Source organism: Lactococcus sp. EKM203L, assembly GCF_011800585.1.
GTDB lineage: Bacteria > Bacillota > Bacilli > Lactobacillales > Streptococcaceae > Lactococcus > Lactococcus lactis.
The window spans coordinates 366,656-391,893 of the sequence record NZ_JAALEQ010000003.1; the positions used below are offsets into that span (position 1 = coordinate 366,656).

The following is a 25,238-nucleotide window of genomic DNA, read 5'->3' on the forward strand; positions in this document are numbered from 1 at the left end:
ATAATTATTTTTTATAAGTACATTATGATTTTAGTGCTATTATTATTTGTATTAAATTTTTGCTTTAATAAATATTTAAATAAAAAGTTCATTTTTCAGAACGATTTTCTCTCAGTATTCTTTTATCATACTGTAGCTTTAAGGTTTTTCGAAAATCTTCTGCTCCTATTTTTTTTAGAAACTTTAGTGTTTCCTGAAGCTGCATTTTCCCCTGTTTTTTATCCGTATAATAATAACAATAAAAAGATTCAGCAAAATTTATAATGACATGACTCATCACATCACCAGGCATAAAAAATTGTTTGGAAATCATCAGAATTTCTTGAGCCTTTTCCTTTTTTTCGCTATCAATAAATTTAAAAATTATTTTATAAAAAAACGATAGATCAGTACACGATAATAGAGATTATTTTCATAGTAGGCTTTATCATAGCGGAGGTCCTCTATGATATTATTAATTATGGAATTGTCGAGCTTATCTCCTATATTTGCCAGAATAGAAAGCTCGAAAAATCCCCAAAATTGAACTCCTTTTAGATAAAATTCTATTTCGTTAAGCTCCTCAATAGTCAACCGTCGGTATAGTCCTCTTGCAGAAAATGCGATTAACTTTTGCTCGTTTGAGCCCTCTTTATTGATTTCGTATATATATTGAAGTTGTTTAATATTTCTTTGATAATAAGCATGCTCAATTTCATCAAAAATCGAAATATAATTATCCTGCTCGCCATTATTAATCATTAAACTATAGTCTAATGGAGAAACATTCATTTTTTGAAGTGCAAAATCAAGTCGGTCAAAAGAGAGCATGCTTTTACCATTTTCAAAATTTGAGAGGGTTGACTTTGCAATCCCCAGTTCTTCAAAGGCTGAAAGCGAAAACCCATGTTGAATTCTAAGGTCATGGAAGGCTTTCCCGTATTTAAAATATACCATTTAATCTTCTTTCAATTAAATTAATTTTTTTAATAGTATATTTCAAATTTAAAATTTTTTCAATTATTTTGCATAAAAAAACACTGATAAAATCAGTGAATTTTTTTATTTACGTTTACGTGCAATCAAATGAACTGGTGTTCCTTCAAAAACAAAGGCTTTACGGATTTGATTTTCAAGGAAACGAAGATATGAGAAGTGCATGAGTTCTTCTTCATTGACAAAAACAACAAAAGTTGGTGGTTTAATCGCTACTTGTGTTGCATAGAAAATCTTCAAACGTTTTCCTTTGTCCGTCGGAGTTGGATTAATCGCTACAGCATCCATAATGACATCATTCAAAACAGAACTTGAAATACGTAAGTTTTGTGCATGATGAATTTCTTTAATCATATCTGGGAGTTTATTCAGACGTTGTCCTGTCTTAGCAGATACATAAACGATTGGTGCATAATCAAGGAATTTGAACTTTGTCCGAATTTCTAATTCAAAGTTTTTCATTGTATCGTTATCTTTCTCAAGAGTATCCCATTTATTGACAACAATCAAAATTCCTTTACCAGCTTCGTGAGCAAATCCAGCGATACGCATATCATATTCGCGAATTCCTTCCTCAGCGTTAATCACCATCAAAACGATATCTGAACGGTCAATGGCACGCATGGCACGCATGACTGAGTATTTTTCAGTATTTTCGTAAATTTTTCCTGATTTACGCATTCCGGCGGTATCAATCATGACAAATTCTTGGTCTTCAGAATCGACAAAGTGTGTGTCAATCGCATCACGAGTTGTTCCTGCAATTGGACTTGCAATTACGCGGTCTTCGCCAAGAATAGCATTAATAAGAGATGATTTCCCAACGTTTGGGCGGCCAATCAAGCTGAACTTGATGACATTCTCATTTTCTTCTTCAATTTCATTAGGAAGATTTTGAACGATTGCATCAAGGACATCCCCTGTCCCAATCCCGTGAACGGCTGAAACAGGATAAGGATCGCCAAGTCCAAGTGAGTAGAAATCAAAGATTTCCATTCGACGTTCTGGGTTATCGACTTTATTGACAACAAGAATAACTGGTTTGTCTGTACGATAAAGAATATTAGCAACGGCTTCATCGGCATCTGTAATACCTGTTTCTCCGTCAACAACAGCGATGATAACATCTGCTTCGGTCATGGCAATTTCAGCTTGCGCACGAATTTCAGTCATGAAAGGTTCGTCTGAAAGTTCAATCCCACCTGTATCGATGATATTGAATTTACGGGTTAACCATTCTCCTGTGGCATAGATACGGTCACGAGTTACACCTGGAATGTCTTCGACAATTGAGATGCGTTCTCCTGCAATACGGTTGAATATCGTTGATTTTCCGACATTTGGACGGCCAACGATGGCTACTGTAGGTAAGCTCATATTTTTATTTCTTTCTTTGTTTACTTATTGGATAAAAAATTATAATAGTGAAGGAGGTTGTAATCCATAGACTATATAATTTTAGGCTTGGGTTTCGAGGTTCATTTTAGATAATTTCAATGCCAAACAGGCTAGTAAAAAATGGGGCTTGACTAAGACTTATCTTCATATTTTTAGCGAGTTGAGGTGTAACTTCCATGCGTTCAAATTGATTCGTAGAAAAATCAATTCCTGCAAGTGCTGTTTCCCAAAAATTTGCTGCTTCTAATTGATTTTTTAAAAGCTCCACATTCTTAAAATTACAGGCAGTAAAGAAGGTTTCTCTAGCTTCATTTTCTAAAAAGCGGACTGACTTTAAGGTAGAACCTGAAAAATTTGCATAAGTCATTAGATTTTCTGTAAACTGAAGGTCTTGTAAGTGACTTTCAGTAAAATCAGTTCCTAGCAATTTGCAGGATTTAAAGATTGAGCGATAAATGCCAATTTTATTGAAGTTTAAATTGGAAAAATCACATTTTTCAAAAAGGCAATCTGTAAATTCACTGATCGTATTGTCAGTAAATTCAAAGGTTGTGTTTTTGAAAGAACAGCCTGAAAAAATAGTTCTTTGATTGATTGTCAAAGTTTTATCTATAAATTCTGCTTGATAAATTTCTCCATCAATAAAATCTTGACTTGTGGCTACTTGATAGGTGGCTGGAAGTTTCGGTTCTAAGATTTTCTTTAATTTCACAGTAATTTTTTCGCCTTTAAATTTTCTGTTGAAGCTGAAATTTCTGGTTGGCCCCACTGGTCAACAATCCGTTCAGACCATTTGTTTAAGCGTCTATTTCCAGCATATTCTTCTTGAACTTGGTCATATTTTTCAATGGTTTCAGACGTTTGCTCAACATATTTTTCTTTAAAAGCTGTTGCTTCCAAAGGAAGACGTGGTTTTACTTTGTTCAAACGTGCGGCTTTACCGAGTGCAATGCCAAAAATAGGATAAGTATAATCTGGCAAGTTCAAGACTTTAGAAATTTCTGAGGATTGGTCTCGAATTAAGCCAACCATCACCCCGTTGTAGCCTAAAGATTCCGCTGCAAGAAGCGCATTTTGCCCAGCTGTTGCGGCATCAACTGATGTAATCAATAAGCTTTCAATTCCTTGCGGTTGGAAATTGCCTTGATGCAATTCGACTGCCTTTTGAGCACGATTTAAATCGCCAACAAAAACTAAATATGTTGCACAATTTTTGATTGATTTTTGTGGTTGAAATTCATAAATCGCATCTTTTTGAGCTTGTGATTCTACAACAATCACAGAATATGATTGGAAATTTTTCCATGTTGATGCCATTTGAGCAGCTTTTAAGATTTTTTCCAAATCTTTAGGCTCAATTGCTTCTTCTGTAAAATTTCTGACCGAAGTGTGATTCATCATTAAATCAATCGTTTCATTTGTTTCAGTCATGACGTCTATTCGTCCCCTCTAATCGCATTTCTTCTGCCAAATATTTCACGCGTTCCATAACACGTTTTGCTGGCCAAATTTCATCAGCTCGCTTGGTTTCGGCTAAATGCTGCTCTAATTCTTCCATTCTTAAATTTGAAGTGAAGAAAGTCGGGAGATTTTCTTGCATGCGATGTTGTAAAATGACTTGTAAAATACTGTCACGAACCCAAGCGTTGTTTTGCTCTGCCCCAATATCATCCAAAACTAAAACTTGGCTGGCTTTTATTTCATTGACCCAGACTTTGGCATTGTCAAAATCTAAATCAGAAATGAAAGTGGGATAATGAAGTAAAGTTGTTGAAATTCCTTTTTTGGCTAATTCGTTTGCCATTGCCGCAAGCATGAAAGATTTCCCAACACCAAAATCTCCATAAAGATAAAGTCCTTTTTTCTTGGGAAAATTAGTAATAAAATCAACTAGGGCTTGGTATGGTTTGATTCTTTGAACATCATCAAGGGCAATATCTGCCAAAGTGACTTGTTTTAAATCTTTTGGAAGTCCAATAATATTCACACGTCGCAAAAGGTTTTGAGCTGCTTGTTGCTGCGCCAATTCATTTGTCGTTTGATATGAAACATCAGCATAGCCGTGATTCATGATTAAAACAGGTTCATAACCATCAGCTGCCCGTTTTTCACCTTTTTCAAATTTTTCATGCTCACGAACGTATTCATAAAACTTGGAGTAAGAGCGTTGAATTTCGTCAGAAGTCATTTGATGTTGGGCAATAAAAGCTTGCACATCAGCATTTTTTAATACTTCTGCGACTAATTTTTCAAAATTTTCACGGATGTCTTGACGTTTTCCTAAGATGTCTCCGATAGATTCCATTAATTTTGCTCTCCTTTCAGTTTTTTGAGAGAGTCAAGCCTTATTTTCTCAAGTTTTGCAAGTTCTTCTTGGCTTGTCTTATTTTCATAATCTGGATTTGACCATTTTGGTGCTTCTTTTTTGATTTTCATTGGTCGTTTTTCAGCTCCAGTTTTTGCTTTAGCAGCAGCTAATTCTTCTCGTTCCAAAATTCGTTTTACCGCTGTTTCAGCTGTAAATACTTCATTTCTCATCCAGTCGTTGGCTAATGCATTTACAAAATTTGGATTTAACGACGCATTTTTTTGCTGTACTAAAACATAGTGAATCAAAATATTTTGGACTTCTGCTGGCAAATTTTGGCGACTTAAATTAGTTAAAAGCTTATGTTCTTCCGAACTGACAAAGCCTCCAGCTTGCGCTTTTATCTGTCGGATGAAATTATCTGGTTCATGAGATTTACTGATGACAATCAAATCGGCAAATGCTTTAGGAAAAGCTGAAAGTGCTGGTTGCGGTTGGCTAGCTCCTGAAAGACTTCTCATCAAATTATTCATGTTCAAAGTTTTATCAGCATTGGCTGTTTTTTCTGCTTGCTTGAATAATTCGTACCAATTCAGTTCAAATTTTTCTGCTAGTGAATAGAGCGTTAAGGAGTCTTGATTTTCATTGTTTAAATGATAGCCTTGACGTTCCATAATACTTTTAAAGGCCCCCATATCAAAACGTTCATTTGTATTTGAAGGGTTTTGTTGAGCTTGTGAGTCAAAACTAACTTTATAAACTTCATGAAATTTCTTGGAAACTTCTCTTCCTTTTGGTTCCATTCTTTTAGCTAAAGCAGCTACTCGGTTTTCACCAATTCTTGAAATCAAAAGTTGTCTATAAAAATCATCTGCAAGGAAATTTTCAAAATTTAGCGGACTTTTTACTTCAAAATAAAGACTGGTATGATCATCATAAACACGAACTAATGATAAGCCAGATAATTTATCTAATGCTTCAATAAAAGGATTGAGGCCGAGATTTAGATATTCCAAAAAGTGAGAAATTCTTCCAGTAGAGAAGCTTAGCATTAACTGATAAAGCGCAAAGGCATCCGTGCCAATGATTGGTAAATAGAGCAGACGAAAAGCCTCAGCGTCAAAGCTGGTCTTTCCTCGATTAAGCATTGTAAATGAATCTCCCGCTCTCATTTTTTTCCTCACTTTTTAATGTTCCTTATTCAGTCACTTTTTACTGACGGATTTATTTTTTGGTAATATTTTTAAGGAGCTCTTCTAATTCACTGACATCTTTGAATGAACGATAGACGCTGGCAAATCTGATATAGGTGATATCATCCAATTCAGCTAATTCTTGCATCACAAATTCACCAATAACATCTGATTCAACTTCATTACTGTCTAGTTGACGAATTTTTCTTTCAACATTTGCAACTGTTGTTTCAATATCTTCACTTGATACTGGGCGTTTGTATGCTGAACGAACTAAACCACGAACAATTTTTTCACGATTAAAGGGTTCACGTTTGTCATCTTTTTTGATGACTAAAAGGGGCATTTCTTCGATACGTTCAAAGGTTGTGAAGCGAAAACCACATGATTCACAAACACGACGACGGCGAATAGCATCTTCGGCTTGTCTTGAATCAACAACTTTTGATTCTTCAGAAGAACACTTTGGACATCTCATTTTATTCTCCTTAATAGATAATAAATTCTTATTAATTTTACTGACAGAAAATTGGTTTAGACTTTCTTATTCTGTCAGTAATTTTTTTCATTAGTTTTAATGACAGAAAGCAACTTATTTACTTCTTAGGCAAAAATTTTGCTTCTAATCTATAAATTACTTGACCTTTTTGTGAGAATTTTTGCTCATACTCGGTCATTACATTTTGAGGCGCAAATTCTTCGTCTTGGTGTAAATCTAACCAAACTTTTTTAAGTTCCATGCCATAGTTAGCTAAAGAAACTAAAGAATATTCAAACAATCCACGATTGTCAGTTTTGAAATGAATTTCACCTTCAGGACGTAAAATCTTTTCATAAGTTGCAAGAAAAGATTTATAAGTCAAACGACGTTTTTCATGACGTCCTTTTGGCCAAGGGTCAGAAAAGTTCAAATAGACTTGGTCAATTTCACCATCAGCAAAATATTCACTCAAAGCAGCTCCATCAACAAGCATCATTTGTACGTTTGGCAAATCTGCTTCAATTGCTTTATCTAAAGCATAAGATAAAACTGATAATTGCATATCAATTGCAATGTAATTTATTTCTGGATGAAGAGCTGCCATTCCTGTGATGAAAGCTCCTTTTCCACAACCCACTTCAATATGAATCGGATGATCATTTCCAAAACGTTCTGACCAACGTCCTTTAAAGTCCGCTGGATTTTCAACTACGATATGTGCGTTTTCAGCAAGCATTTCGCCTGCCCCTTTACGATTTCTGACGCGCATTTTTACCTCAATTTTTTAATTTTTGATAGAAAATCAGCAAAAGTGATCTTCTATTTCTTTATTTTTATTATTCAATTATAAGCCAAAAAATAGGAAGGTCCAAACCCTAGCCTATTTTTACTAAAATAATTCACAAAATTTACGAAGTCCCAAGATTTCTTGATTCACTTCTTTCATTTTTCCTCTAGAAAGATATTCAGAGATTTGGCGAAGAAAAGAAAGTTTTCCATACCAAGCCACTTTATCCATAATATCTGAACGAGGTCTAACACCAGATGTCATCAACCACAAAGACCAGTTATTTGGTTTAATATAATGTGATAAAACATGTGCCATATCAACCATTGAATCTGATAAAAAGACGGTATCCCAATCTACTAAATAAATTTTTCCTGAATTATCATCTACTAACCAATTTTTATGATTGACATCGCCATGAACGACTACGACCTCTTCATTTTTGATTTCGGGAACTTGTTGACGCATTTCTTCAATGATTCCTGACAAAAAATGATTTGTTCGTAAAGCCTCAGTATTTTGGACACAATCCTCTAATAATTGTTCAGGAAGAATAATTTGACTTCCCAACTTCTTATAAGATTCAACCAATTTTTTTGAGTCATGCAAATGTGCTAAAATATGATTAATTTGGCGGTCTTCCATATCCTCAGGACTTAGTGTATGACCGTCAATCCAAGGTTGAGCAGATAAGGTATCGCCTTCAGCCGTACGTTTTGTCCATAAGACTTTTGGCGTGATTCCCTCAAGATAAATACTCGGCAAAAATGGACTGCCGTTTTTTTTAATAAAAACGCGTTCCTGATCACTTTTCCCAAAAAATGCATTGCCAGAGCCACCTTTAACAGGCGTCATATCCCAATCGGCTTTCATCATCCTTATCTCCTCCTTTCCTTTAAAAATCTATTAATCATTATTTGAACCATTTACTTTATTCCTCAAACTTATGCGTTTGGATAGTGAATTAAAATAGTTTGAGTCAAAATGTCAGCATATTGATATGACTCAGTTGTTTTAGGACCACGAGCCGGAATATTTTCAATAATGAAATGTGTTGCATAGGCTTCAATCAAGTTCACTTTATGACGATTTTCGCGTTTACGACCAAATTGTGAAGTAATTTCAATCGTTTCACCCAAGTGTGCTTGAACTTTTTCACGAATGTCAACGATTTTTCCTATTTCTTGATTTTGGTTATCCATTTTTTCCTCCAAATAAGACGTAAAAGTCGGATTTCTCCGAACGCTTACCTTATAAATCTAATTTTATCCTTGATTATATCTCTCTTTTTTGATTAAAAGAATCAAATTTTATAATGTATTCTTTATCGTTCATTTTTATTAATAAAGAGAATTAGACAATTACTCATATTATAACACGAATTAGTCAAAAAAATCTAGTCGCCATATCGGTTATCAATACTTGCGAATTTATTATGCTCTTTAATAAAGAGTAATTCAACTGTTCCACGGCTTCCTGAACGGTTTTTTTCAATAATAACTTCAACTTTATTATCTTCCAGAATCTCTTCACCGTCTTCATCTTCACCAGTTCCACGTTCATAATAGTCATCTCGATAAAGAAATGCGACAATATCGGCATCTTGCTCGATTGACCCAGATTCACGGATATCAGACAAAACTGGTCGTTTATCTTGACGTTGTTCCACTCCACGTGAGAGCTGTGAAAGGGCAATAACAGGAACTTTTAATTCTTTAGCTAAAATTTTTAACTGACGAGAAATTTCAGAAACTTCTTGTTGACGATTTTCTCGACCAGTTCCAGAAATCAATTGTAAGTAGTCAATAACAATCAAACCAAGATTTCCTGTTTCTTGGGCTAATTTTCTTGAACGCGCCCGAATTTCAGAAATCTTTATCCCTGGTGTGTCATCAATATAAATACTTGCTCTTGATAAAGTCCCTGTTGCCATGAAATAATCATTCCATTCTTGGTCATTTAATTGTCCAGTACGTAAGCTGTGTGAATCAATTGAACCTTCGGCAGCAATCATCCGGCTGACAAGACTTTCTGCCCCCATTTCAAGAGAGAAAATTGCAACTGTCCGGTCTTGCTTTGTCCCAATATTTTGAGCAATATTTAAGGCAAAAGCTGTTTTACCAACCGCTGGACGAGCCGCAAGAATAATCAATTCTTCTTCATGAAGACCTGTTGTCATGTTATCTAAAGCGGGATAACCTGTTGCGATACCTGTAATATTAGACTTTTGTTGAGCTTTTTGCTCAAGGTCATCCATATGAATCGCTAGGACATCAGAAATTTTCTTAAAGCCATTTGTATTACGTCCTTGTTGGACGTCAATTAAACTTTTTTCTGCTTGAGCTAAAATATCGTCCGCTGGTGAATCTTGTTCATAAGCTTTTTCGACTGATTCAGTTAGACGATTTATCAGTTGGCGGAGTAATGATTTTTCAGCAACAATCTTGGCATAATAGGCCGCATTTGCTGCGGTGGGGGTTGCGGTGGCAAGTTCTGCAATATAAGCAATCCCCCCAATTGCCTCCAGCTCCCCTTGACTTTCAAGATGTGAACGAATGGTTAAGACGTCAATTGCTTCACGAGCATCAGATAATTTTTCCATTGTCCGAAAAATTATCTTGTGAGCATTTTTATAGAAATCATCTGAACTTAAAAATTCTTTAATTTCGACTAAGCGTTCGCTATCTAAAAAAACAGCCCCAAGAACGGCCTGCTCAGCAGCTAGGTCTTGAGGCGGGGCTTTTATTAAATCAATTTCGGGCATTTAGTTTAGGCCTCGCTAATTTTGACTTTAACCACGGCTGTCACATCACGGTGAAGTTTAACTGGTACATCTTTTGTTCCCAAAGCTTGAATTTTGTTAATCAATTGAATTTTGCGTTTATCTAACTTGAGATTAAATTGACTTTTAAGGGCTTTTGCGATATCTGCTTTATCTACAGCACCAAAAGTGTGACCTGTTTGTCCAACTTTCATTTTGATTTCAACAACAGTGTCTTCTTTTTCAAGAACTTCTTTAAGGGCTTTTGCTTCTGCTAAAAGTTCTGCTTCTTCTTTTTCCTTAGCTTTGGCTTGACCTTTCACTTCAGAAAGAGCAGCTGCTGTAGCAACTTTTGCCAAATTTTTCTTAATTAAAAAGTTTTGAGCATAACCTGTTGGGACTTCTTTAATTTGACCTTTTTTTCCTTGTCCTTTAACGTCTTCTAAGAATACAACTTTCATTTTTCGTTTTCTCTTTCTTTTAGTATTTCAATTAAATCTTCTTGCACTTCATCGATATATTTTTCATATATTTGGGTTGCAGCATTATTAAAATGTCCACCCCCACCCATTTGCTCCATAATCGTTTGAACATTAAAACCATTTCGAGAACGAGCAGAAATAGAAATATAGCCATTAGTATGTTGTGTAATTGCAAATGCAGCAGTAATCCCTGCCATATCTAGGAGAGTGTCAGCAGCTTTTGCTGTTGCTATATTATCATATTTTTGATGTTTAAGTCCAACTCCTAAAGCAATTCCTGGTAAAACCATTTTTGCATTAAGAACAATTTCATTGGCCTTCTTATATTTATCAAAGTCAGTAGCCATAATCATTTTAATTAAATCGTTATCAGCTCCACGAGAGCGTAGATAAGCTGCTGCTTCAAATGTTCTTTCGGTCGTTGTTTTTGTAAAGTTTTTAGTGTCTAATTCAATACCCGCAAGAACAATACTAGCTTCAATGGTTGACATTTTTCTTTGATTGTTATCATGGAATTGAAGAATTTCGACAGTTAATTCACTAGCAGAGCTTGCTGATGATTCAATATATGACAGAAGTGCATGTTCTGGAAAATCATCATCACGTCTGTGGTGGTCAATGACTACTAATTTCTCAAATGATTTATAGAATTCAAGATTTAAGGTTTGACTTGTTTTTGAATGGTCAACCATGATAAGTAATGAATCTTTTTTCTTCAGTTTTTGGGCAGTTTCTAACTGGACAATATGCGTAAAACCATCAGAAGACTCATTCATTTTATTAATTGCACGCTCAACATCTGGCAATAACTGTTCAGGATCATAAACGACAAAGGCTTCTTTTCCAGACATATTAGCAAATGCCTTCATAGCCACCGCTGCTCCAAGCGCATCCATATCTGTAAAGCGATGTCCTACAATAAAGACATCTTCTGCTTCGGCAATAATTGTCCGAAGTGCTGTTGAAATGGCCCGTGCTCTTGTTCTGCTTTTTTGCGTTCTACTTTCGGAATTACCGCCGAAATAAACAGGACGAGCTTGAGGAGTATTTTCTCTCAGTACAACTTGATCTCCACCACGGACTTGGGCTAATTCAAGATTATTTAGAGCAACTTTACCAATAACTGGAAAATCATTCCAACCATAAGCCACACCAACTGAAAGAGTCAAAGGAATTTCTTTTTGAGATGAAAGTTCTCGAAATTCTTTTAGAACAGAAAATTTATCGTTAATCATTTTTTCAAGAATACGATAATCACAGAAAAAATAATGGCGACTGCTATTAATACGGCGAAGATAAACTCCGTATTTGTCAGCAAATTCTTCTAAAAATGAAGCGATAAAACTATTAATAGCTGTTCGACCGCTGTCAGTAATTAAATCTGTAGCATCATCATAATTGTCAACAGAAATCGCACCAATAACCGCACGACTGTCATTAAATTCTGATTTAAAAGCAACTTCTTTTGTGGCATCAATTAAATAAATAAGATTCTTATCAGAATCAAGTTCTGCGACATATTTTTGCTTACCAAGGGTGATATACTGGTCATCGCTCGCATTTTTCAATATCTTTTTAATATCGTCACGATTGATAACTTTGTCATTTCCCTTAAAAATCATATCAATGAATGGATTAAACCATTCAGGTTCAAAGGTTTCACTATTAAAACGGATGACCCCAATTGGCATATTATCCAAGGTAGCATTGAGCGAATTTTCTGCTTCATCATTAATTTTACGAATAAAATCTTGACGACGCAATTGATAGTTTTGAGTTTGTGATAGTAAAATGAGTGTAATCGCTATGTTCAAAATCAACAAATAAATCCAAATTGACCAACGTGTTGCTGAAACATGAACAACAACAGTCTCAATGATTTGAACAATAACCATTATGATAATAATAGCAAGCGGTGAAAACCGACGGACAAAATTCATAATATTACTCCTATATTCCTCTATTTTAACATAGGACAGAAAAAACTTAAAGAATCACCGATTTGTCAGTGATTTTTTCTTTTAAAATGTTTATTAAGCCTTTATCATCTTTAGTGATGATTCTGTCAGTAATTTTTGAATAGCTGTCAGTGAATCTACCTTTAAGTCAGCCTTCTCTTGATTCATGCCAAAGCGTTTGTCTTCAATTGCCCAAACGGTCGCTCCAGCTGCTTCTCCAGCTTGAATTCCTTTTTCAGAATCCTCAATAATTAATGTTTCAGAAGGTGTTACACCCAATTTCTTCATTGTTGATTGATAAATTTCTGGATTTGGTTTCGTTTGTTTAAAGTCATTTCCTGAAACCACTACTTTAAAATAAGAATTCAATTGATGTATATCTAACATTTGTTTGATATCAAACATTGACGAACTTGAAGCAAGTGCAATTTTTACTTCTTTTTGACGCAAAAATTCTAAAATATCAGGCACATCAGAAAATAAAAGTTCTGCATAAGGCATCGGATGATTTTCTTTGAATTGCTCATAGTCTTCTTGCAATTCACTCGCTTTTTCTTCATCAAAAGACCCTTGCAAAATTCGTGGCCAAATATCTTTCATATTTCCACCAATAAAATCACTAGGCGTCAAGTGGCTAATAGAAATTCCATGACCGCCAAAAAATTCTTCTCTTCTTTGTAAATAATAACGTTCGGTGTCAACAAGAACACCATCCATATCAAAAATCACTGCTTTAAATTTCATAGAACCATTATAGCACAGTATCTAAGCATGGTTCAATATACTTCTTTATAAAAGTATTTTTATTTTCCATGAAAATTAGTTGACGAGACAACTAATTTGAGATATATTATATTCGACGGAGGAATTTATGGAAGACAATCAATATGAATATCAAGGAATCCAATTTATTGGGAAGCTTTCTTCTGAAATTTATAGAAGAGGTTATATTTATTTCACAAAACGCTTAGTGCCTTTTGACATCAATTATATTCAATTGCTTTGTTTGATTTCTTTATATATCAAAGACAATCAAAGCCAAGAACAAATTACTGATGATTTAAGTATCGATAAATCTAGTGTTCATCGAGCAATTAAAGGCCTGATTGAAAAAGAATACGTTAGCAGAGGCCGCGATGAAAAAGATAAACGCGTTTATCGTGTCTCATTGACTCAAAAAGCAAGAGAAATCCAAACTCAAATTGAAGAAATGACAGAAGAGAGAGAATACTTGCTATCAGAGGGAATTGATCCCCAAGAAAAAGCAATTGCATTTAAAGTATTGAATCAAATGACTCAAAATGCAAATCAAATTTATGAAGAGGAAAAGAAGAAAAATGACAAATAATTTAAAAAGAGCGGTTGTATTAGGCGGTGGCGGACATTTTGGTATCGCTTGGGAACTTGGATATCTTAGAGGTCTAGAAGAAGCTGGGCTGCCCATTAGAGAGGCCGATATTTTTGTTGGAACATCTGCTGGTTCACAAGCAAGCGTAATTGTTAGCTCAGATAAAGATTGGGATTTAATCTGGAAGGAACAGATTGAAAAAGAGATTAGTGAAATCACTCCCATCTCCGATGAAAAAATGGGAGAGCTTTTCAAAACATTTGAAAACATTGCTAAAAATTCTCATTCAGCCAAAGACTGGATTGCGGCGGAAGCTGAAATTTCTAAGAAAACCCAACCTTTTATCTCTAAGGAGGAACGATTAGCTATGCTTAAAGAACGTTATGGTTCAGGTCAAGCCCGCTGGAACAGCAAATTACGAATCGTTGCAACCAATATTGAGGATATTGAGCGTCAAGTTTTTGATGAAAATTCAAATGTTGATATTCTAGTGGCTTTACAAGCAAGTGGAGCCCTTCAAGGCGTCTGGCCTTCAGTTGAAATCAATGGAAAACATTTTTTTGATGGTGGTTCTTTTTCAATGGAAAATCCAGATGTCGTTGCTGATGCCGACAAGATGCTTGTTCTTTCAACTGGACTGCCTGTCGATGTTCCATATAAATTAGAGGATTTACTCGCTCAATTAGAGAAAAAAGGGACAGAAACCAGCCTGGTTCTTCCCTCTGAAAAAACAATGAATATTTTAAAAGATTTTAACTATAATACGGTGGAAGCAAAAATTCGTCCCTTTGTTGCTCAAGCAGGTCGTGAACAAGGACAAGCTGAGGCTGCTCTGATAAAAGAACGCTGGTTATAATTCATTTCTTTTGAAGACACTAACTTTCAAACTGTCTCTTATCAAATCAAAACTTACATTAACTACTTTTAATGTAAGTTTTTTAAGTATTGTCATCAAAATAATTATTTATTGAATACTGCAGAAAGAAAATAGGCTATAAATGAGTTATTTATTGAAAATTATCTGAAAATTAGCTATAATAAATCAATTTATAATTTAATTTAATCTTGAAGGAAGGTAATATTTAGTGAAAGTTGCAAAATTTGGAGGTTCGTCTCTCGCATCAGCTTCGCAAATCAAAAAAGTTTTTGATATTGTTCAAGCCGATAAACAAAGAAAATTTATTGTGGTTTCTGCACCAGGCAAACGTTCGGGGGCTGATACTAAAGTTACCGATGCTTTGATTGCTTATTATAAAGCTTATAAATCAGCTGATGAAAAAGGAATTCACTATTATCAGAATTGGATTATTGAAAGATTTCGAGAAATCTATGATGAACTTGGCTTAAAAAGTCCAGTCATTAATCAAATCGCAGAAAATATCAACCATTTAGCCCAGTTAGATTTAGATAATGTTTTTACTTATGATACTTTTTTAGCCGCTGGTGAAAATAATAATGCTAAATTAGTCGCAGATTTTTTCAATCATTCTGGCTTACCAAGTCGCTATGTTCATCCATCAGATGCTGGAATTATGGTTTCATCTGATCCTGGAAATGCTCGATTGCTTGGTGGAGCTTATGAACATATTAAATATCTTAATGAACTTGAAGAAACATTAATCATCCCTGGTTTTTTTGGAATCACAAAAGAGGGTGAGGTTTGCACTTTTTCCCGTGGTGGTTCTGATATTACTGGCTCAATTATTGCGGCTGGTGTGCGAGCTGAACTCTATGAAAACTTTACTGATGTGAATGGAATTTTCGCTGCTCACCCTGGCATCGTTAAGAATCCAGCTTATATCTCTGAATTAACTTACCGTGAAATGCGAGAACTTGCTTATTCTGGTTTTTCTGTTTTACATGACGAAGCACTCGTTCCTGCCTATCGTGCCCATGTTCCTTTGGTCATCAAGAATACAAATAACCCTGATCATCCCGGAACAAAAATTGTTGTTCAAAGAGAGACTAAAGGCTCACCTGTCGTTGGAATTGCTTCATCTAGTGCCTTCTCTTCTCTTTATGTCAGTAAATATCTGATGAACCGTGAGGTTGGATTCGGCCGAAAAGTCCTTTCTGTATTGGAAAATTTAGGAGTTCGTTTTGAGCATATGCCAACTGGTATTGATGACATGTCTATCATTATTCGCAGCCGCTATCTAACTCAACCTATTTCAAAAGCCCTTATTTCTAATCTTACAGAATCGCTCCATCCTGATGAAGTTTATATTGACCGTGATTTCTCTATTATCACCATTGTTGGTGAAGATATGAAGGAACACGTTGGGGTTACCGCTAGAGCAACAGCAGCACTTTCTAAACAAGGCATTTCAATCGCTATGCTTTCGCAAGGTTCAAGCGAAGTTTCCGTCATGTTTATTGTCAAAGAAAAATACGAAAAAGAAGCTCTAAAAGCGATTTATTCAGCCTTTTTTGACTAAAATATGTTAATAAAAAACAGCTCTAAGAGCTGTTTTTTATTCTTCTATTTTTTCGACTTTTTCAAGTGTCTCATTGGAATTACCACGACTGCTAAAATTATTTAATAAGTCAGGGACGTCAATTCCCATTGTTCCTAAGACATCAAGGCCTTGTTTAAGGCTTTCTTGTGACATTCCGAGAATTTTTGACGAACCTTCTCCACCATAAATATTAATAGAATCAACAGCTTGAAGATTACTTGATACACTAGCAACAACTTCTGGAAGAATTTCAAGTGCCATATTCAATTTAGCCGCATCATTCATTTTTTGCATTGCTTCGGCTTTTTTATCAATTGCTTCGGCTTCGGCAAGCCCTTTAAGGCGAATCGCTTCGGCTTCAGCTTTACCAGTTGCTTCAATAGCTGTAGCTTCGGCCATTGCTGTTACTTCACGTTGTTTAGCGGTGGCTTTGGCTGTAGCTTCAATAGCGGCTGCTTCGGCCTGTGCTCTCACTTCGCGTTCACGCGCATCGGCTTCGGCTTTAGCAATTTGTGCAGCCTTGGCAGCTTCAGCAGCTTTTACAACATTAGCTTCATTTTCCTGTGCTTTACGGAGAACTTCTTGAGTTTCTAAGTCAGTTTCTCTTTGCTTTTTAATCAATTCAACTTGCATTTCAGCTTCAGTTGTTTCTTTTTTAGAAATTGCTTCTTGAATCGCGTAAGCTTGGTCAGCAGAGGCTTGGGCTTGGTCAGCTTGAGCTTTTGCTTCAGCAGCAGCAATTGATTGTTCTTGCTCATAGTGAGCTAAACTGATTGCTTTTTCCTTTTGGGCATTGGCAACTTGAGTTGCGGCAAGTGCTTCAGCTTTTTGGGCATCTTGATCAGCCGCTGCTTTTTGAATACGTGTTTCCTTGTCGGCATTTGCAACAGCAATCGCTGCTTCTTGTTGAACACGCGCTACTTCTTTAGCACCTAATGCTTTGATGTAGTTTTGGTCATCACGAATGTCATTAATAACGAATGAAACGATTGAAAGTCCCATTTTTGAGAGGTCAGTCCCTGCTTGACCTTGAACTTCAGCTGAAAACTTATTACGGTCTTCGATTAGTTCAGATACTGTCATTGTTCCAACAATCGCCCGAAGATGTCCACGAAGCACTTGGTCAGCCATTGCGTCACGTTGTTCATCTCTTTTACCTAAAAATTGCTCAGCAGCTGTCGCAATATCTTGCAAAGTAGAACCTACTTTAATCATAGCTGTGGCTTCAACCGTTACTGGAATTTTATCTTTCGAGAGAACTTTTTCCGTTTTAATATCGATTGCAGCAGATTGTAAGCTGAGGTATCTCGCATTTTGGAAGATTGGTAAAACAAAGGTACCAGAACCACGAACCACTTTTAATCGATTCCCTTGTGAGTCTTTATTGACACCTTTTGAACCTAGACCTGAACCATAAACGATAAGGGCCGCTTGAGGTCCTGATTTTTTGTAGTTTGCAGCGATAATTCCTAATAGAATTAAGATGATAACAATCACCACAATTGCCAAAATATAAAGTAGTGGCATAATGTCTCCTTTGTATAATAAATTTTATTTATTTGAGCAATTTTTAGGTTCTCTATTGCTAATAAATCGTTTGTTGATAAGGAATAACGTAAGCAATTCCCGCTTTACTCTCAATAATCAGAACTTGTGCTCCTGATTCAATTTGCTCGATATTATCCTTATTTGGTAGATAAATTTTTGCAGGCATTGTTTTACGTGATTCATTGACAAAGGTCGTCATAACTTCGCCAGTCGCCTCTTTTGAACTGATGGCTGTTGTCAAAATTCCTGTCAATAAATCTTTTTCATCCGCATTATACTTTTGATCGGACATTTTGTTAAAAAATGCCATTCCTGGGAGTAATAAGATTGTTAAAAAGATGATGAGTACAATGATAATCAAAGTAATGATAATAAATAGCATCCCTTATTCTCCTTGAAAGCCTTTTGTTACGCTTTCTTAATATTATACCATTTTATGAAGAAGCTTATCAGTAAAAAATTGTTATTTTCTTATTTATTTTCGTGTTTTTTAGCGGCTACTCTTTTTTGTCGTTCTAGTTCTTTTTTTATTTTTCCTTCTGGAGCAAATTTTTCTTCCCAATCTTCTGGTTTTAAGACTTTGTGTGTAATCGGGTCAAAGTGTGGACGTCCATCTGGAAAAATTTTCCCCATATTTGCTCGATGAACAGCATTGAAGATTTCATAAGGGTCAATTCCTGAAAGAACAAGCGAGCCATAAGTGAAATAGAGCAAATCAATCATAGCATCTACTTGGCCAGTCAAGCTGTCTTCATTATGCTCTTTTAAAGTCACTTTATTTGCTGCCTTATCGACGGCTTGATGTAAATTATTCACAAGTTCTGTAAATTTCTCTTGGTTACCGTCAGCAGAGGCGTAAAGAAATTCGACAATTTCTTCGACTTTGAAATCAGCCCGGAAACTTGCTTCTGTTGGTGAAAAGGCTTTAGGAATTTCTTGTGTTTTTCCGTCCATTAATCGGTGGAAATCTTTTACTTTATTGAAGTTTTGGTCTTTAGAAACAAAGTCTTTTTCAACAGAATAATGAATTAAGCCATAGTAAGCTAATGCTTTGGCGATTCCATCTTGATTATTGGTATCTGTAATATAAGTCGCAATCTTTTTCACTTCTGGTACAGCATTGCCCATCGCAATCCCATAACCAACTCCAGAAATCATCGTCAAATCATTTTCCGAATCGCCAAAACACATGACTTGGTCTAAAGTAAAGCCATAGTGTTCTCCTAATCTTTGAATTCCTGGTAATTTTCCTCCTGATTTTGAAATTAAGTCAACAGAATAAGGATTGCTTCGTGTCACCAGTAATTCTGGAAATGCCTCCTGTAGGCGAGCCGTTTCGTTTCTTGTTGCAACCATCATCGCCTGATAAATTACTTCTTCTTCATTATCAGCTAAATTTGAATTTTGCGGTAAAACTCTGCGAATAATGTGTTTAAAACTGTTTCTTGCCACCCCGGAAGTACCTGAGGGCAAAACGCCTGACAAAAAACTGGCTAAACGTGTCTCGCCAAATTTTAAAAGGCCAGAGCCATTTACACCGTGGGCTGTTCCCAAAGAGATGTCAGAATGGTTTTCAGTGGCATAATTTATCAGGTTTTTTAAGGATTTTTGTTCTAAAGGATTTTGGAAAATCACTTCTTTTGGTGTGAAAATATACTGACCGTTGTAACTTACAGCAAAGTCTAAATCTAAATCTTCTAATAATGGCATGACAAAAGCTGGGCCTCGCCCGGTGGCAATCCCGACAAAAATATCTTTTTGACGTAGCTCTTGTATTGCTTTACGAGTACTTGTTGCTACTCCTCGTGTTGAAGTAAACAGGGTTCCATCTAAATCAAAAAATACTGCTTTTATATCCATCTCTCAAATCTTTTCTAGCTTTGGCAAAGCTTTCATTTATTAACTAAATTATACAGTAATTTTAATTCTATTTCATTTATTAGTTATTTTTTTCTGGACTAAATTTTGATATAATGCTAATGCTGGCTTTTATTCGGAGTCTTTAAATTTAAATATTTAATTATTGTTTATTATAGATAGATAAGGAAATAATGATGAAAAAAATCTTAATTCTCCACACTGGTGGAACAATTTCGATGGCGGAAGATGAAAATGGTCATGTTTCCCCAAATGCAGTCAATCCAATGAATGCTGTGAGCATGCAGTTTGATGAAGTAAACTTAGTGACAGAGGATATTTTTAACTTACCTAGTCCACATGTCACTTTATCAGATATGTTGGTCTTGAAAAATCGAATCAAAACAGCTTTTATTGCTGAGGATTTTGATGGAGTGGTCATTACACATGGAACTGACACACTTGAAGAAACAGCTTTTTTCCTTGACACTACTCTTTCGCGTGGTAAACCAATTGTTTTAACTGGTGCCATGCGCTCAAGTAATGAATTAGGAACTGACGGAATTTATAATTTACTGACAGCTATTCGCGTCGCTGCTGACAGTAATTCAAGTGACCGTGGCGTACTTGTTGTTATGAATGACGAGATTCATTCTGCTCGTTATGTCACTAAAACACACACGACTAATGTTTCAACTTTTCAAACACCTACACATGGTCCTGTCGGTTTACTGACAAAAAATAAAATTATTTATTTCCATAAAGATAGTGAAAATCAACATTTAGATGTTGCAACTGTTCATGGAAAAGTGCCAATTGTCAAAGCATTTGCTGGGATGACTGGGGAAATTTTAGATTTACTCAATTTGGAACAACTAGACGGTCTTGTCATTGAAGCATTAGGTGCGGGAAATCTCCCACCTATTGCTAGTCAATCGCTTCAAAGATTACTAGATGCTAAGGTTCCTGTCGTTCTTGTTTCTCGTTGTTTTAACGGAATTGCTGAACCTGTCTATTCCTATCAAGGCGGTGGTTCACAACTTTATGAAGCAGGCGTGATGTTTGCTGATGAAGTCAATTCTCAAAAAGCGCGTATTAAATTGATTATTGCATTGAATGCTGGCTTGAAAGATTTATCAGAATTACGACCTTTCTTGGAGAATTAAAAAAAATTACTGACAAAAAAGAATCATCAGCTGACTGATGATTCTTTCTTTTACTGATTTAAAGCTCATTAATCAATCGCTACTGACAGAATTATCAGCTGACTGAGAAATTATTTTCGTCAGTAAATTTATTTTAAATTATCTTGTAATTCTTGCCAAATTTGTTGATTTTCTTCTAAAGAATAAGAATTAGCTCCGGAAGCTAGTGCATGGCCTCCGCCATCATGTCTTTTAGCAATTTCATTAATTGGCTTTACTTTTGAACGCATTCTTACTCGGAAATGTCCATCGGCTTGTTCCACAAATATTGCCCAAGATTCAATTCCTCGAATATTTCCCGGTGTAGAAACAATACTTGAAGTTTCTGCGTCACGTAAATCAAATTTTTTCAAAATTTCTTGAGTTAATAAAACACGTGCAGCTCCTTTTTCTGAAACTTCCATATTTTCATAAACAAATCCTTGTAAGCGAGCAACTTTCATATCAAATGACGACATTTCTCGTCCTAAAGCTGGACGGTCAAATGGAAATTCTGCTAATTTTGAAGCTACTTTTAAGGTATTCGGCGAAGTGGCTGGATACAAGAAACGTCCAGTATCTCCAATAATTCCCGCATAAAGGAGGCGGGCGGCTTCTGCATTCAATTTAAGACCTGTTTCAAAGGCAAAATCGGCAACAATTTCTGATGCTGAGCTACGTTCAGGCTCCACTAGCAACAAATCTCCATAAGCATCATCATTTGGATGGTGGTCAATTTTAATTAGAAAATCAGCATTTTTGTAGCGGTCATCGTCAATTCGTGGTGTGTTTGCTGTGTCACAAACAATAGAAAGATATTTTTCATCTTCTCTAAGTTCGACCAAATCCATTTCAGCTAAATAGGTTAAGGTTGGTTCGTCATAACCAACTGCATAAATTCTTTTTTCGGGGAAATTTTCTCTCAGAATTGCTCGAAGTCCTGCTTGAGAACCAATGGCGTCTGGGTCTGGATTTTTATGTCTGTGAATGAGAATAAGCTCATAGGCTTTTATTTTTTCTAAAATTTCGTTCATTTTTTCCTCTTTTATTTTTTATGTTAATTGTACATTGACTAGAACTTTAGCTACGATGTTATTGACATGATAAATTTCACAATCAACCATTGCACCAATTCGTGTTTCTCCAATCACCTTTGGATAAATCTCTAGCACATTGTCAATAGCGGCAGCTCCCATCATATGCATATTTAATGCTTCAATGATGATATTCCGTCGTCTTTTTTTGGCAAAAACACGTTGAACAACTTGCGTAATTAGTTCTGCAAAAACACCATTAGCAATTGTTCCCACGCTATTTATCATAAATGGTTCGACCGTCACGGTGTAGGCTGAGCCTTTTTCTACCAAAGAATTAGCAATATTATCACTGAAAGTGTGAGCCACCTGACTTTCTTCCTGAGCTTTTTGTAAGCTTTGGAGAAGGTCCGATTTGGTAATAATTCCTGCGTAAGTATAATTTTCGTAAACGACAGGCATCATATCATAGCCTTCATAAATCATCTTTTGTGAAACGCTCGCCACTGTCATACTCGCTCTTGCAACATTAGCTCTTGTCATTACTTTATTGAGCGGAGTATCGTTTTTCTTATTTGTAACATCCCGCATGGCAACTACACCCACAACAACATTGTAAGTGTTTACGACGGCAAAACGACTGTCGTTCGTTTTTTTAACTAAATCTAAAAAATCTTTGACTGTATCTTCTTCCCGTAAGGTTGCCCTTTTTTGATGAAAGACATCTCCGACCGTAATAATATCTTTTTTGATAAGTTCATTGGCCAAAGCGTGACTAATACGATTGGCAACGGTAAAGGTATCATAGGATGTCCGTAAAAGAGGAATTCCTAATTGATTAGCATAGTTGACAACTTCTTGGTCCACGTCAAAGCCCCCAGTAACTAAAACAGCATTCTGCTCTCTGAGGGCTAGATTTTGAATCTCTTTTCGGTCACCAACGATAACTAGACCATTGGGCGAGAGGTAGCGCTTGAAGGATTCTCTTTGCATGGCTGAAATGACAAATTTGCTGAATTCGACTTCTAATCCAGCAAGTCCACCTAAAACATCAGCATTAGCTATTTCTGCAAGTTTACCAAAGGTTAATCGATTGGCTACTTTTTGTCCTTTAACTGCCACTCTAACGGTTCCAGAACGGTCATTTACGGCTACCAAACCTAGTATTTCTGCTTCTTTGATTGCGCGATATGCCGTTCCGTCAGCGACTTTCATTCGATTGGCAATCCCACGTACACTGACTTGTTTACCAATTTCCAAACCTTCAATATAATTTAATATTTCTTCGTGCTTTGACATAAAACTTCAAATTTCCCCAATCTCTGAATTTTTTTGATAAATTTCATCGTCACTTTTTCCAAGTTCATATTGTTCAAAATTTCTAATTTTTTTGCTGTATTGATTCGTCCCTTTAAATTTTTTAACTAAGTGATAGCCTGATTTAAGGGCAACTTTTTTAGACGGAACATTTTCTTTATCAATCAATAAAATCAACTTTTTAAGTCCAAATTGTTCAAAAGAAAATTCTGTCAGTACTTTTAATGCTTCTGTCAGTAACCCTTGATTCCAATAATTTTGATTTAAAACATAACCAATTTCCGCAGACTGATTTTTATCAGAAATTTTCACAAAATGAATATCTCCAATCAGCCGATGTTCAGATTTCAACTCAATTGCCCATTTCCCTAAAGGACTTTTCATATAATCGTTAGCAATTGAAAAACGTGTTTCTGAAAGTGACAGATGCGGGGCAAAAACAAATTTTAGATTTTCAGGATTACCTGAATAGTCAAACATGTCCTCAGCGTCTTTTAAATCAAAGGGACGCAAAAGCAATCGCTTTGTTTCAATAATGCTAAACTCAGCTAATTTGACATAAATATTCATGGCACTCCTTTTTGAATGTTTTCATGATTTTAATTATATCATAGTTTTTAACACTAAATTTAATCATTAAGACCTGATAAAAATACAAGCCTATCTGTAAGTGCTAAAGCGCCAACAGCTACGCTTTGACGAAGCGAGTCTTCGCAACTACATCGCTGGCACGGCCAGTGAAGATACGAACAATGAGGATTATGACCGAACGAAGCGGGAACGATAATTTTCCGCTGAGTGAGTAATAAGGTATCTAGGAAGGGCACCATAGTGGCTTCTGTCTGCGCGTTCACGCTTTAGCGTGTTATAAGCAGTGATACTTATATCAGAAAGTCTATGAAAAATGAATGAAGATTTGTAATTTTAGGGCTCATTATTCCTCTCCTATGCTGAGCTATGTTATAATTTTTATGGTAGAAAAAATGAATTATATAAAAATCAATTTAAAATTAAATAACCCCTTAGCTTTCTGGGCAAACTTTTCAGAAAGTGAGCGTTTCTTTTGGTTTGACCCTCAAAAAGAAACTTTTGTTATTGGCTGTGAGCGTTTGAAAGCCATTGGCCTTGAACATGATAAGTTTTCTGACTATCCCTATCTCTTTCATAGTCAGACTTTTTTTGATGACATTAAAGGAGAACTTTGGGAAAATTTCGGTGGCGAAACCATTGCTTTTAAACATTATTTCGTTGTCAATAAGGAAAATTCTTACACCCTCACTTGTGATAGCCCACGAGAAATTCCTGAAATCACTATTCCAAAATTTAAGCATCAACTCACTGAAAAAGCTTCTGATTTTTCGGCTTGGCAAGAACTTTTTTATGCCATTCAAAAAAATTTTGCTGACGGAAAGAGTCGAAAAATTGTCGCTTCAAGAGAACTTGAATTTACAAGTCAAACCTCTTTTGAACTCGAAAGTATCATCCAAAATTTATTAGATAATAATCCAAATGCTTTTATTTTTGCTTATCAAAAAGGAAAAAGAATTTTCCTTGGAGCATCGCCCGAAATTTTAGTTCAAAAAGAAAATGACCAACTCCTTAGTTATGCCTTAGCTGGAACTTTTCCAAAAACAATGGAAAATGCGGGGCAAAAATTGCTGACAGACCCCAAAAATCTTTTAGAGCATGATATTGTTGTCCAAAAAATAAAAAGAAATCTGCTTGAAAAAGCTGAGACAGTAACGGTTGGAACAACCGAATTAATGGAGTTGAAAAATGTTTATCATCTTCGGACAATTTTAAGTGCTAAAAATTCTGAGCTTTCACTTATTGATTGGACAAAACAGCTTCACCCAACGCCTGCTCTTGGAGGAGAGCCTCGTCATGAGGCCCTCGAATTCCTCAGAAAGCATGAAAATCATGAGCGAGGACTATATGCTGCACCTCTTGGCTTAATTGACAGCAAAGGAAATGGCACAATGATTGTCGGAATTCGTTCGGCTTTGATTGTGGACAAGAAACTTTATGCTTATGCAGGGTGTGGAATTATCCCTTCTTCCGATGCTTTAGAAGAATTTAGGGAAACCAAGGTAAAATTAAAAACCATTTTAGAAGCTTTGTAACTTTTTAAAATATTTTACGATTTTA

26 protein-coding genes are annotated in these 25,238 nt (G+C 35.7%); 5 read left to right on the forward strand and 21 right to left on the reverse strand.

Going from position 1 to position 25,238, the window contains the following annotated elements:
• Positions 1-88: 88 nt before the first annotated feature.
• From HFD15_RS14320 to HFD15_RS07615, 15 genes are all read right to left on the reverse strand, one after another.
• Positions 89-313 carry a hypothetical protein gene (locus HFD15_RS14320; protein ID WP_023188872.1) on the reverse strand — a complete coding sequence of 75 codons (225 nt, stop codon included), beginning with the start codon at positions 311-313 and terminating at the stop codon, positions 89-91.
• A 50-nt stretch (positions 314-363) separates the two neighbouring features.
• Entirely contained in the window at positions 364-936 is a 573-nt protein-coding gene (locus tag HFD15_RS07550; RefSeq protein WP_235586276.1) for an Rgg/GadR/MutR family transcriptional regulator, read from the reverse strand.
• Between the two features lie 105 nt (positions 937-1,041).
• Entirely contained in the window at positions 1,042-2,352 is a 1,311-nt protein-coding gene (gene der / locus HFD15_RS07555) for a ribosome biogenesis GTPase Der (protein ID WP_003132476.1), read from the reverse strand.
• 106 nt (positions 2,353-2,458) lie between these two features.
• On the reverse strand, positions 2,459-3,085 hold the full coding sequence (locus HFD15_RS07560; protein WP_033900370.1) for a pentapeptide repeat-containing protein: 627 nt from the start codon (positions 3,083-3,085) through the stop codon (positions 2,459-2,461).
• Entirely contained in the window at positions 3,082-3,804 is a 723-nt protein-coding gene (locus tag HFD15_RS07565) for an NADPH-dependent oxidoreductase (RefSeq protein ID WP_058208759.1), read from the reverse strand. Before HFD15_RS07565 ends, HFD15_RS07560 begins: the two co-directional genes overlap by 4 nt.
• Positions 3,797-4,678, reverse strand: a complete 882-nt coding sequence (gene dnaI, locus HFD15_RS07570) for a primosomal protein DnaI (RefSeq protein ID WP_015426075.1) — start codon at positions 4,676-4,678, stop codon at positions 3,797-3,799. Before dnaI ends, HFD15_RS07565 begins: the two co-directional genes overlap by 8 nt.
• A complete protein-coding gene (locus HFD15_RS07575; RefSeq protein ID WP_058208758.1) occupies positions 4,678-5,853 on the reverse strand; it encodes a replication initiation and membrane attachment family protein in 1,176 nt (391 codons plus the stop codon). Before HFD15_RS07575 ends, dnaI begins: the two co-directional genes overlap by 1 nt.
• 52 nt (positions 5,854-5,905) lie before the next feature.
• Positions 5,906-6,352 (reverse strand): transcriptional regulator NrdR, encoded by a 447-nt coding sequence (nrdR, locus tag HFD15_RS07580; protein WP_003132469.1) that lies wholly within the window; start codon positions 6,350-6,352, stop codon positions 5,906-5,908.
• 118 nt (positions 6,353-6,470) lie between these two features.
• On the reverse strand, positions 6,471-7,124 hold the full coding sequence (trmB, locus tag HFD15_RS07585) for a tRNA (guanosine(46)-N7)-methyltransferase TrmB (RefSeq protein WP_003132468.1): 654 nt from the start codon (positions 7,122-7,124) through the stop codon (positions 6,471-6,473).
• Positions 7,125-7,244: 120 nt separating this feature from the next.
• Positions 7,245-8,018: a phosphotransferase family protein gene (locus HFD15_RS07590; RefSeq protein WP_003132467.1), complete on the reverse strand. Its 774-nt coding sequence runs from the start codon at positions 8,016-8,018 to the stop codon at positions 7,245-7,247.
• A 68-nt stretch (positions 8,019-8,086) separates the two neighbouring features.
• Positions 8,087-8,344 carry a Veg family protein gene (locus HFD15_RS07595; RefSeq protein ID WP_010905542.1) on the reverse strand — a complete coding sequence of 86 codons (258 nt, stop codon included), beginning with the start codon at positions 8,342-8,344 and terminating at the stop codon, positions 8,087-8,089.
• Positions 8,345-8,538: 194 nt separating this feature from the next.
• Positions 8,539-9,906, reverse strand: coding sequence for a replicative DNA helicase (gene dnaB / locus HFD15_RS07600; protein WP_058208757.1), 1,368 nt, complete (start codon positions 9,904-9,906; stop codon positions 8,539-8,541).
• Between the two features lie 5 nt (positions 9,907-9,911).
• Complete coding sequence (gene rplI, locus HFD15_RS07605) at positions 9,912-10,364, reverse strand: 50S ribosomal protein L9 (RefSeq protein ID WP_003132464.1); 453 nt, start codon at positions 10,362-10,364, stop codon at positions 9,912-9,914.
• On the reverse strand, positions 10,361-12,325 hold the full coding sequence (locus HFD15_RS07610) for a DHH family phosphoesterase (RefSeq protein WP_003132463.1): 1,965 nt from the start codon (positions 12,323-12,325) through the stop codon (positions 10,361-10,363). The genes rplI and HFD15_RS07610 overlap by 4 nt, the downstream gene beginning before the upstream one ends.
• A 93-nt stretch (positions 12,326-12,418) precedes the next feature.
• Positions 12,419-13,087: an HAD family phosphatase gene (locus tag HFD15_RS07615; protein WP_058208755.1), complete on the reverse strand. Its 669-nt coding sequence runs from the start codon at positions 13,085-13,087 to the stop codon at positions 12,419-12,421.
• A 127-nt stretch (positions 13,088-13,214) separates the two neighbouring features.
• Between HFD15_RS07615 and HFD15_RS07620 the strand changes: the two genes are divergently transcribed.
• From HFD15_RS07620 to HFD15_RS07630, 3 genes are all read left to right on the forward strand, one after another.
• The gene (locus HFD15_RS07620) at positions 13,215-13,691 is read left to right on the forward strand and encodes a MarR family winged helix-turn-helix transcriptional regulator (RefSeq protein ID WP_058208754.1); all 477 of its coding nucleotides are present in this window, start codon (positions 13,215-13,217) and stop codon (positions 13,689-13,691) included.
• Positions 13,681-14,547, forward strand: coding sequence for a patatin-like phospholipase family protein (locus HFD15_RS07625; protein WP_058203252.1), 867 nt, complete (start codon positions 13,681-13,683; stop codon positions 14,545-14,547). Before HFD15_RS07620 ends, HFD15_RS07625 begins: the two co-directional genes overlap by 11 nt.
• A 229-nt stretch (positions 14,548-14,776) precedes the next feature.
• Positions 14,777-16,129 (forward strand): aspartate kinase, encoded by a 1,353-nt coding sequence (locus HFD15_RS07630; protein ID WP_003132457.1) that lies wholly within the window; start codon positions 14,777-14,779, stop codon positions 16,127-16,129.
• A gap of 36 nt (positions 16,130-16,165) precedes the next feature.
• On the opposite strand, the gene HFD15_RS07635 is transcribed toward HFD15_RS07630, so the two are convergent.
• From HFD15_RS07635 to HFD15_RS07645, 3 genes are all read right to left on the reverse strand, one after another.
• Positions 16,166-17,677 carry a flotillin family protein gene (locus HFD15_RS07635; RefSeq protein WP_010905537.1) on the reverse strand — a complete coding sequence of 504 codons (1,512 nt, stop codon included), beginning with the start codon at positions 17,675-17,677 and terminating at the stop codon, positions 16,166-16,168.
• A gap of 58 nt (positions 17,678-17,735) precedes the next feature.
• Positions 17,736-18,080, reverse strand: coding sequence for a hypothetical protein (locus tag HFD15_RS07640; RefSeq protein WP_003132455.1), 345 nt, complete (start codon positions 18,078-18,080; stop codon positions 17,736-17,738).
• 89 nt (positions 18,081-18,169) lie between these two features.
• On the reverse strand, positions 18,170-19,558 hold the full coding sequence (locus tag HFD15_RS07645) for a Cof-type HAD-IIB family hydrolase (RefSeq protein ID WP_012897434.1): 1,389 nt from the start codon (positions 19,556-19,558) through the stop codon (positions 18,170-18,172).
• A gap of 194 nt (positions 19,559-19,752) precedes the next feature.
• Between HFD15_RS07645 and HFD15_RS07650 the strand changes: the two genes are divergently transcribed.
• On the forward strand, positions 19,753-20,721 hold the full coding sequence (locus HFD15_RS07650; protein ID WP_026138879.1) for an asparaginase: 969 nt from the start codon (positions 19,753-19,755) through the stop codon (positions 20,719-20,721).
• Between the two features lie 128 nt (positions 20,722-20,849).
• Here HFD15_RS07650 and HFD15_RS07655 read toward each other — a convergent pair whose 3' ends face one another.
• The 3 genes from HFD15_RS07655 to HFD15_RS07665 are packed head-to-tail and all read right to left on the reverse strand — an operon-like array spanning position 20,850 to position 23,660.
• The gene (locus tag HFD15_RS07655; RefSeq protein WP_023188883.1) at positions 20,850-21,773 is read right to left on the reverse strand and encodes a bifunctional oligoribonuclease/PAP phosphatase NrnA; all 924 of its coding nucleotides are present in this window, start codon (positions 21,771-21,773) and stop codon (positions 20,850-20,852) included.
• An 18-nt stretch (positions 21,774-21,791) separates the two neighbouring features.
• Positions 21,792-23,072, reverse strand: a complete 1,281-nt coding sequence (locus HFD15_RS07660) for a DRTGG domain-containing protein (protein WP_003132450.1) — start codon at positions 23,070-23,072, stop codon at positions 21,792-21,794.
• A 6-nt stretch (positions 23,073-23,078) separates the two neighbouring features.
• A complete protein-coding gene (locus HFD15_RS07665; protein WP_167593359.1) occupies positions 23,079-23,660 on the reverse strand; it encodes a GNAT family N-acetyltransferase in 582 nt (193 codons plus the stop codon).
• Between the two features lie 413 nt (positions 23,661-24,073).
• Between HFD15_RS07665 and HFD15_RS07670 the strand changes: the two genes are divergently transcribed.
• Positions 24,074-25,213: an isochorismate synthase gene (locus HFD15_RS07670; protein ID WP_058208753.1), complete on the forward strand. Its 1,140-nt coding sequence runs from the start codon at positions 24,074-24,076 to the stop codon at positions 25,211-25,213.
• Positions 25,214-25,238: the final 25 nt, after the last annotated feature.

Coding starts and splice junctions, on each gene's coding strand:
- HFD15_RS14320 (WP_023188872.1), bottom strand. CDS start 313: ATGATTTCCAAACAATTTTTTATGCCTGGTGATGTGATGAGTCATGTC.
- HFD15_RS07550 (WP_235586276.1), bottom strand. CDS start 936: ATGGTATATTTTAAATACGGGAAAGCCTTCCATGACCTTAGAATTCAA.
- der (WP_003132476.1), bottom strand. CDS start 2,352: ATGAGCTTACCTACAGTAGCCATCGTTGGCCGTCCAAATGTCGGAAAA.
- HFD15_RS07565 (WP_058208759.1), bottom strand. CDS start 3,804: ATGACTGAAACAAATGAAACGATTGATTTAATGATGAATCACACTTCG.
- dnaI (WP_015426075.1), bottom strand. CDS start 4,678: ATGGAATCTATCGGAGACATCTTAGGAAAACGTCAAGACATCCGTGAA.
- HFD15_RS07575 (WP_058208758.1), bottom strand. CDS start 5,853: ATGAGAGCGGGAGATTCATTTACAATGCTTAATCGAGGAAAGACCAGC.
- nrdR (WP_003132469.1), bottom strand. CDS start 6,352: ATGAGATGTCCAAAGTGTTCTTCTGAAGAATCAAAAGTTGTTGATTCA.
- trmB (WP_003132468.1), bottom strand. CDS start 7,124: ATGCGCGTCAGAAATCGTAAAGGGGCAGGCGAAATGCTTGCTGAAAAC.
- HFD15_RS07590 (WP_003132467.1), bottom strand. CDS start 8,018: ATGATGAAAGCCGATTGGGATATGACGCCTGTTAAAGGTGGCTCTGGC.
- HFD15_RS07595 (WP_010905542.1), bottom strand. CDS start 8,344: ATGGATAACCAAAATCAAGAAATAGGAAAAATCGTTGACATTCGTGAA.
- dnaB (WP_058208757.1), bottom strand. CDS start 9,906: ATGCCCGAAATTGATTTAATAAAAGCCCCGCCTCAAGACCTAGCTGCT.
- rplI (WP_003132464.1), bottom strand. CDS start 10,364: ATGAAAGTTGTATTCTTAGAAGACGTTAAAGGACAAGGAAAAAAAGGT.
- HFD15_RS07610 (WP_003132463.1), bottom strand. CDS start 12,325: ATGAATTTTGTCCGTCGGTTTTCACCGCTTGCTATTATTATCATAATG.
- HFD15_RS07615 (WP_058208755.1), bottom strand. CDS start 13,087: ATGAAATTTAAAGCAGTGATTTTTGATATGGATGGTGTTCTTGTTGAC.
- HFD15_RS07620 (WP_058208754.1), top strand. CDS start 13,215: ATGGAAGACAATCAATATGAATATCAAGGAATCCAATTTATTGGGAAG.
- HFD15_RS07625 (WP_058203252.1), top strand. CDS start 13,681: ATGACAAATAATTTAAAAAGAGCGGTTGTATTAGGCGGTGGCGGACAT.
- HFD15_RS07635 (WP_010905537.1), bottom strand. CDS start 17,677: ATGCCACTACTTTATATTTTGGCAATTGTGGTGATTGTTATCATCTTA.
- HFD15_RS07640 (WP_003132455.1), bottom strand. CDS start 18,080: ATGCTATTTATTATCATTACTTTGATTATCATTGTACTCATCATCTTT.
- HFD15_RS07645 (WP_012897434.1), bottom strand. CDS start 19,558: ATGGATATAAAAGCAGTATTTTTTGATTTAGATGGAACCCTGTTTACT.
- HFD15_RS07650 (WP_026138879.1), top strand. CDS start 19,753: ATGAAAAAAATCTTAATTCTCCACACTGGTGGAACAATTTCGATGGCG.
- HFD15_RS07655 (WP_023188883.1), bottom strand. CDS start 21,773: ATGAACGAAATTTTAGAAAAAATAAAAGCCTATGAGCTTATTCTCATT.
- HFD15_RS07660 (WP_003132450.1), bottom strand. CDS start 23,072: ATGTCAAAGCACGAAGAAATATTAAATTATATTGAAGGTTTGGAAATT.
- HFD15_RS07665 (WP_167593359.1), bottom strand. CDS start 23,660: ATGAATATTTATGTCAAATTAGCTGAGTTTAGCATTATTGAAACAAAG.
- HFD15_RS07670 (WP_058208753.1), top strand. CDS start 24,074: ATGAATTATATAAAAATCAATTTAAAATTAAATAACCCCTTAGCTTTC.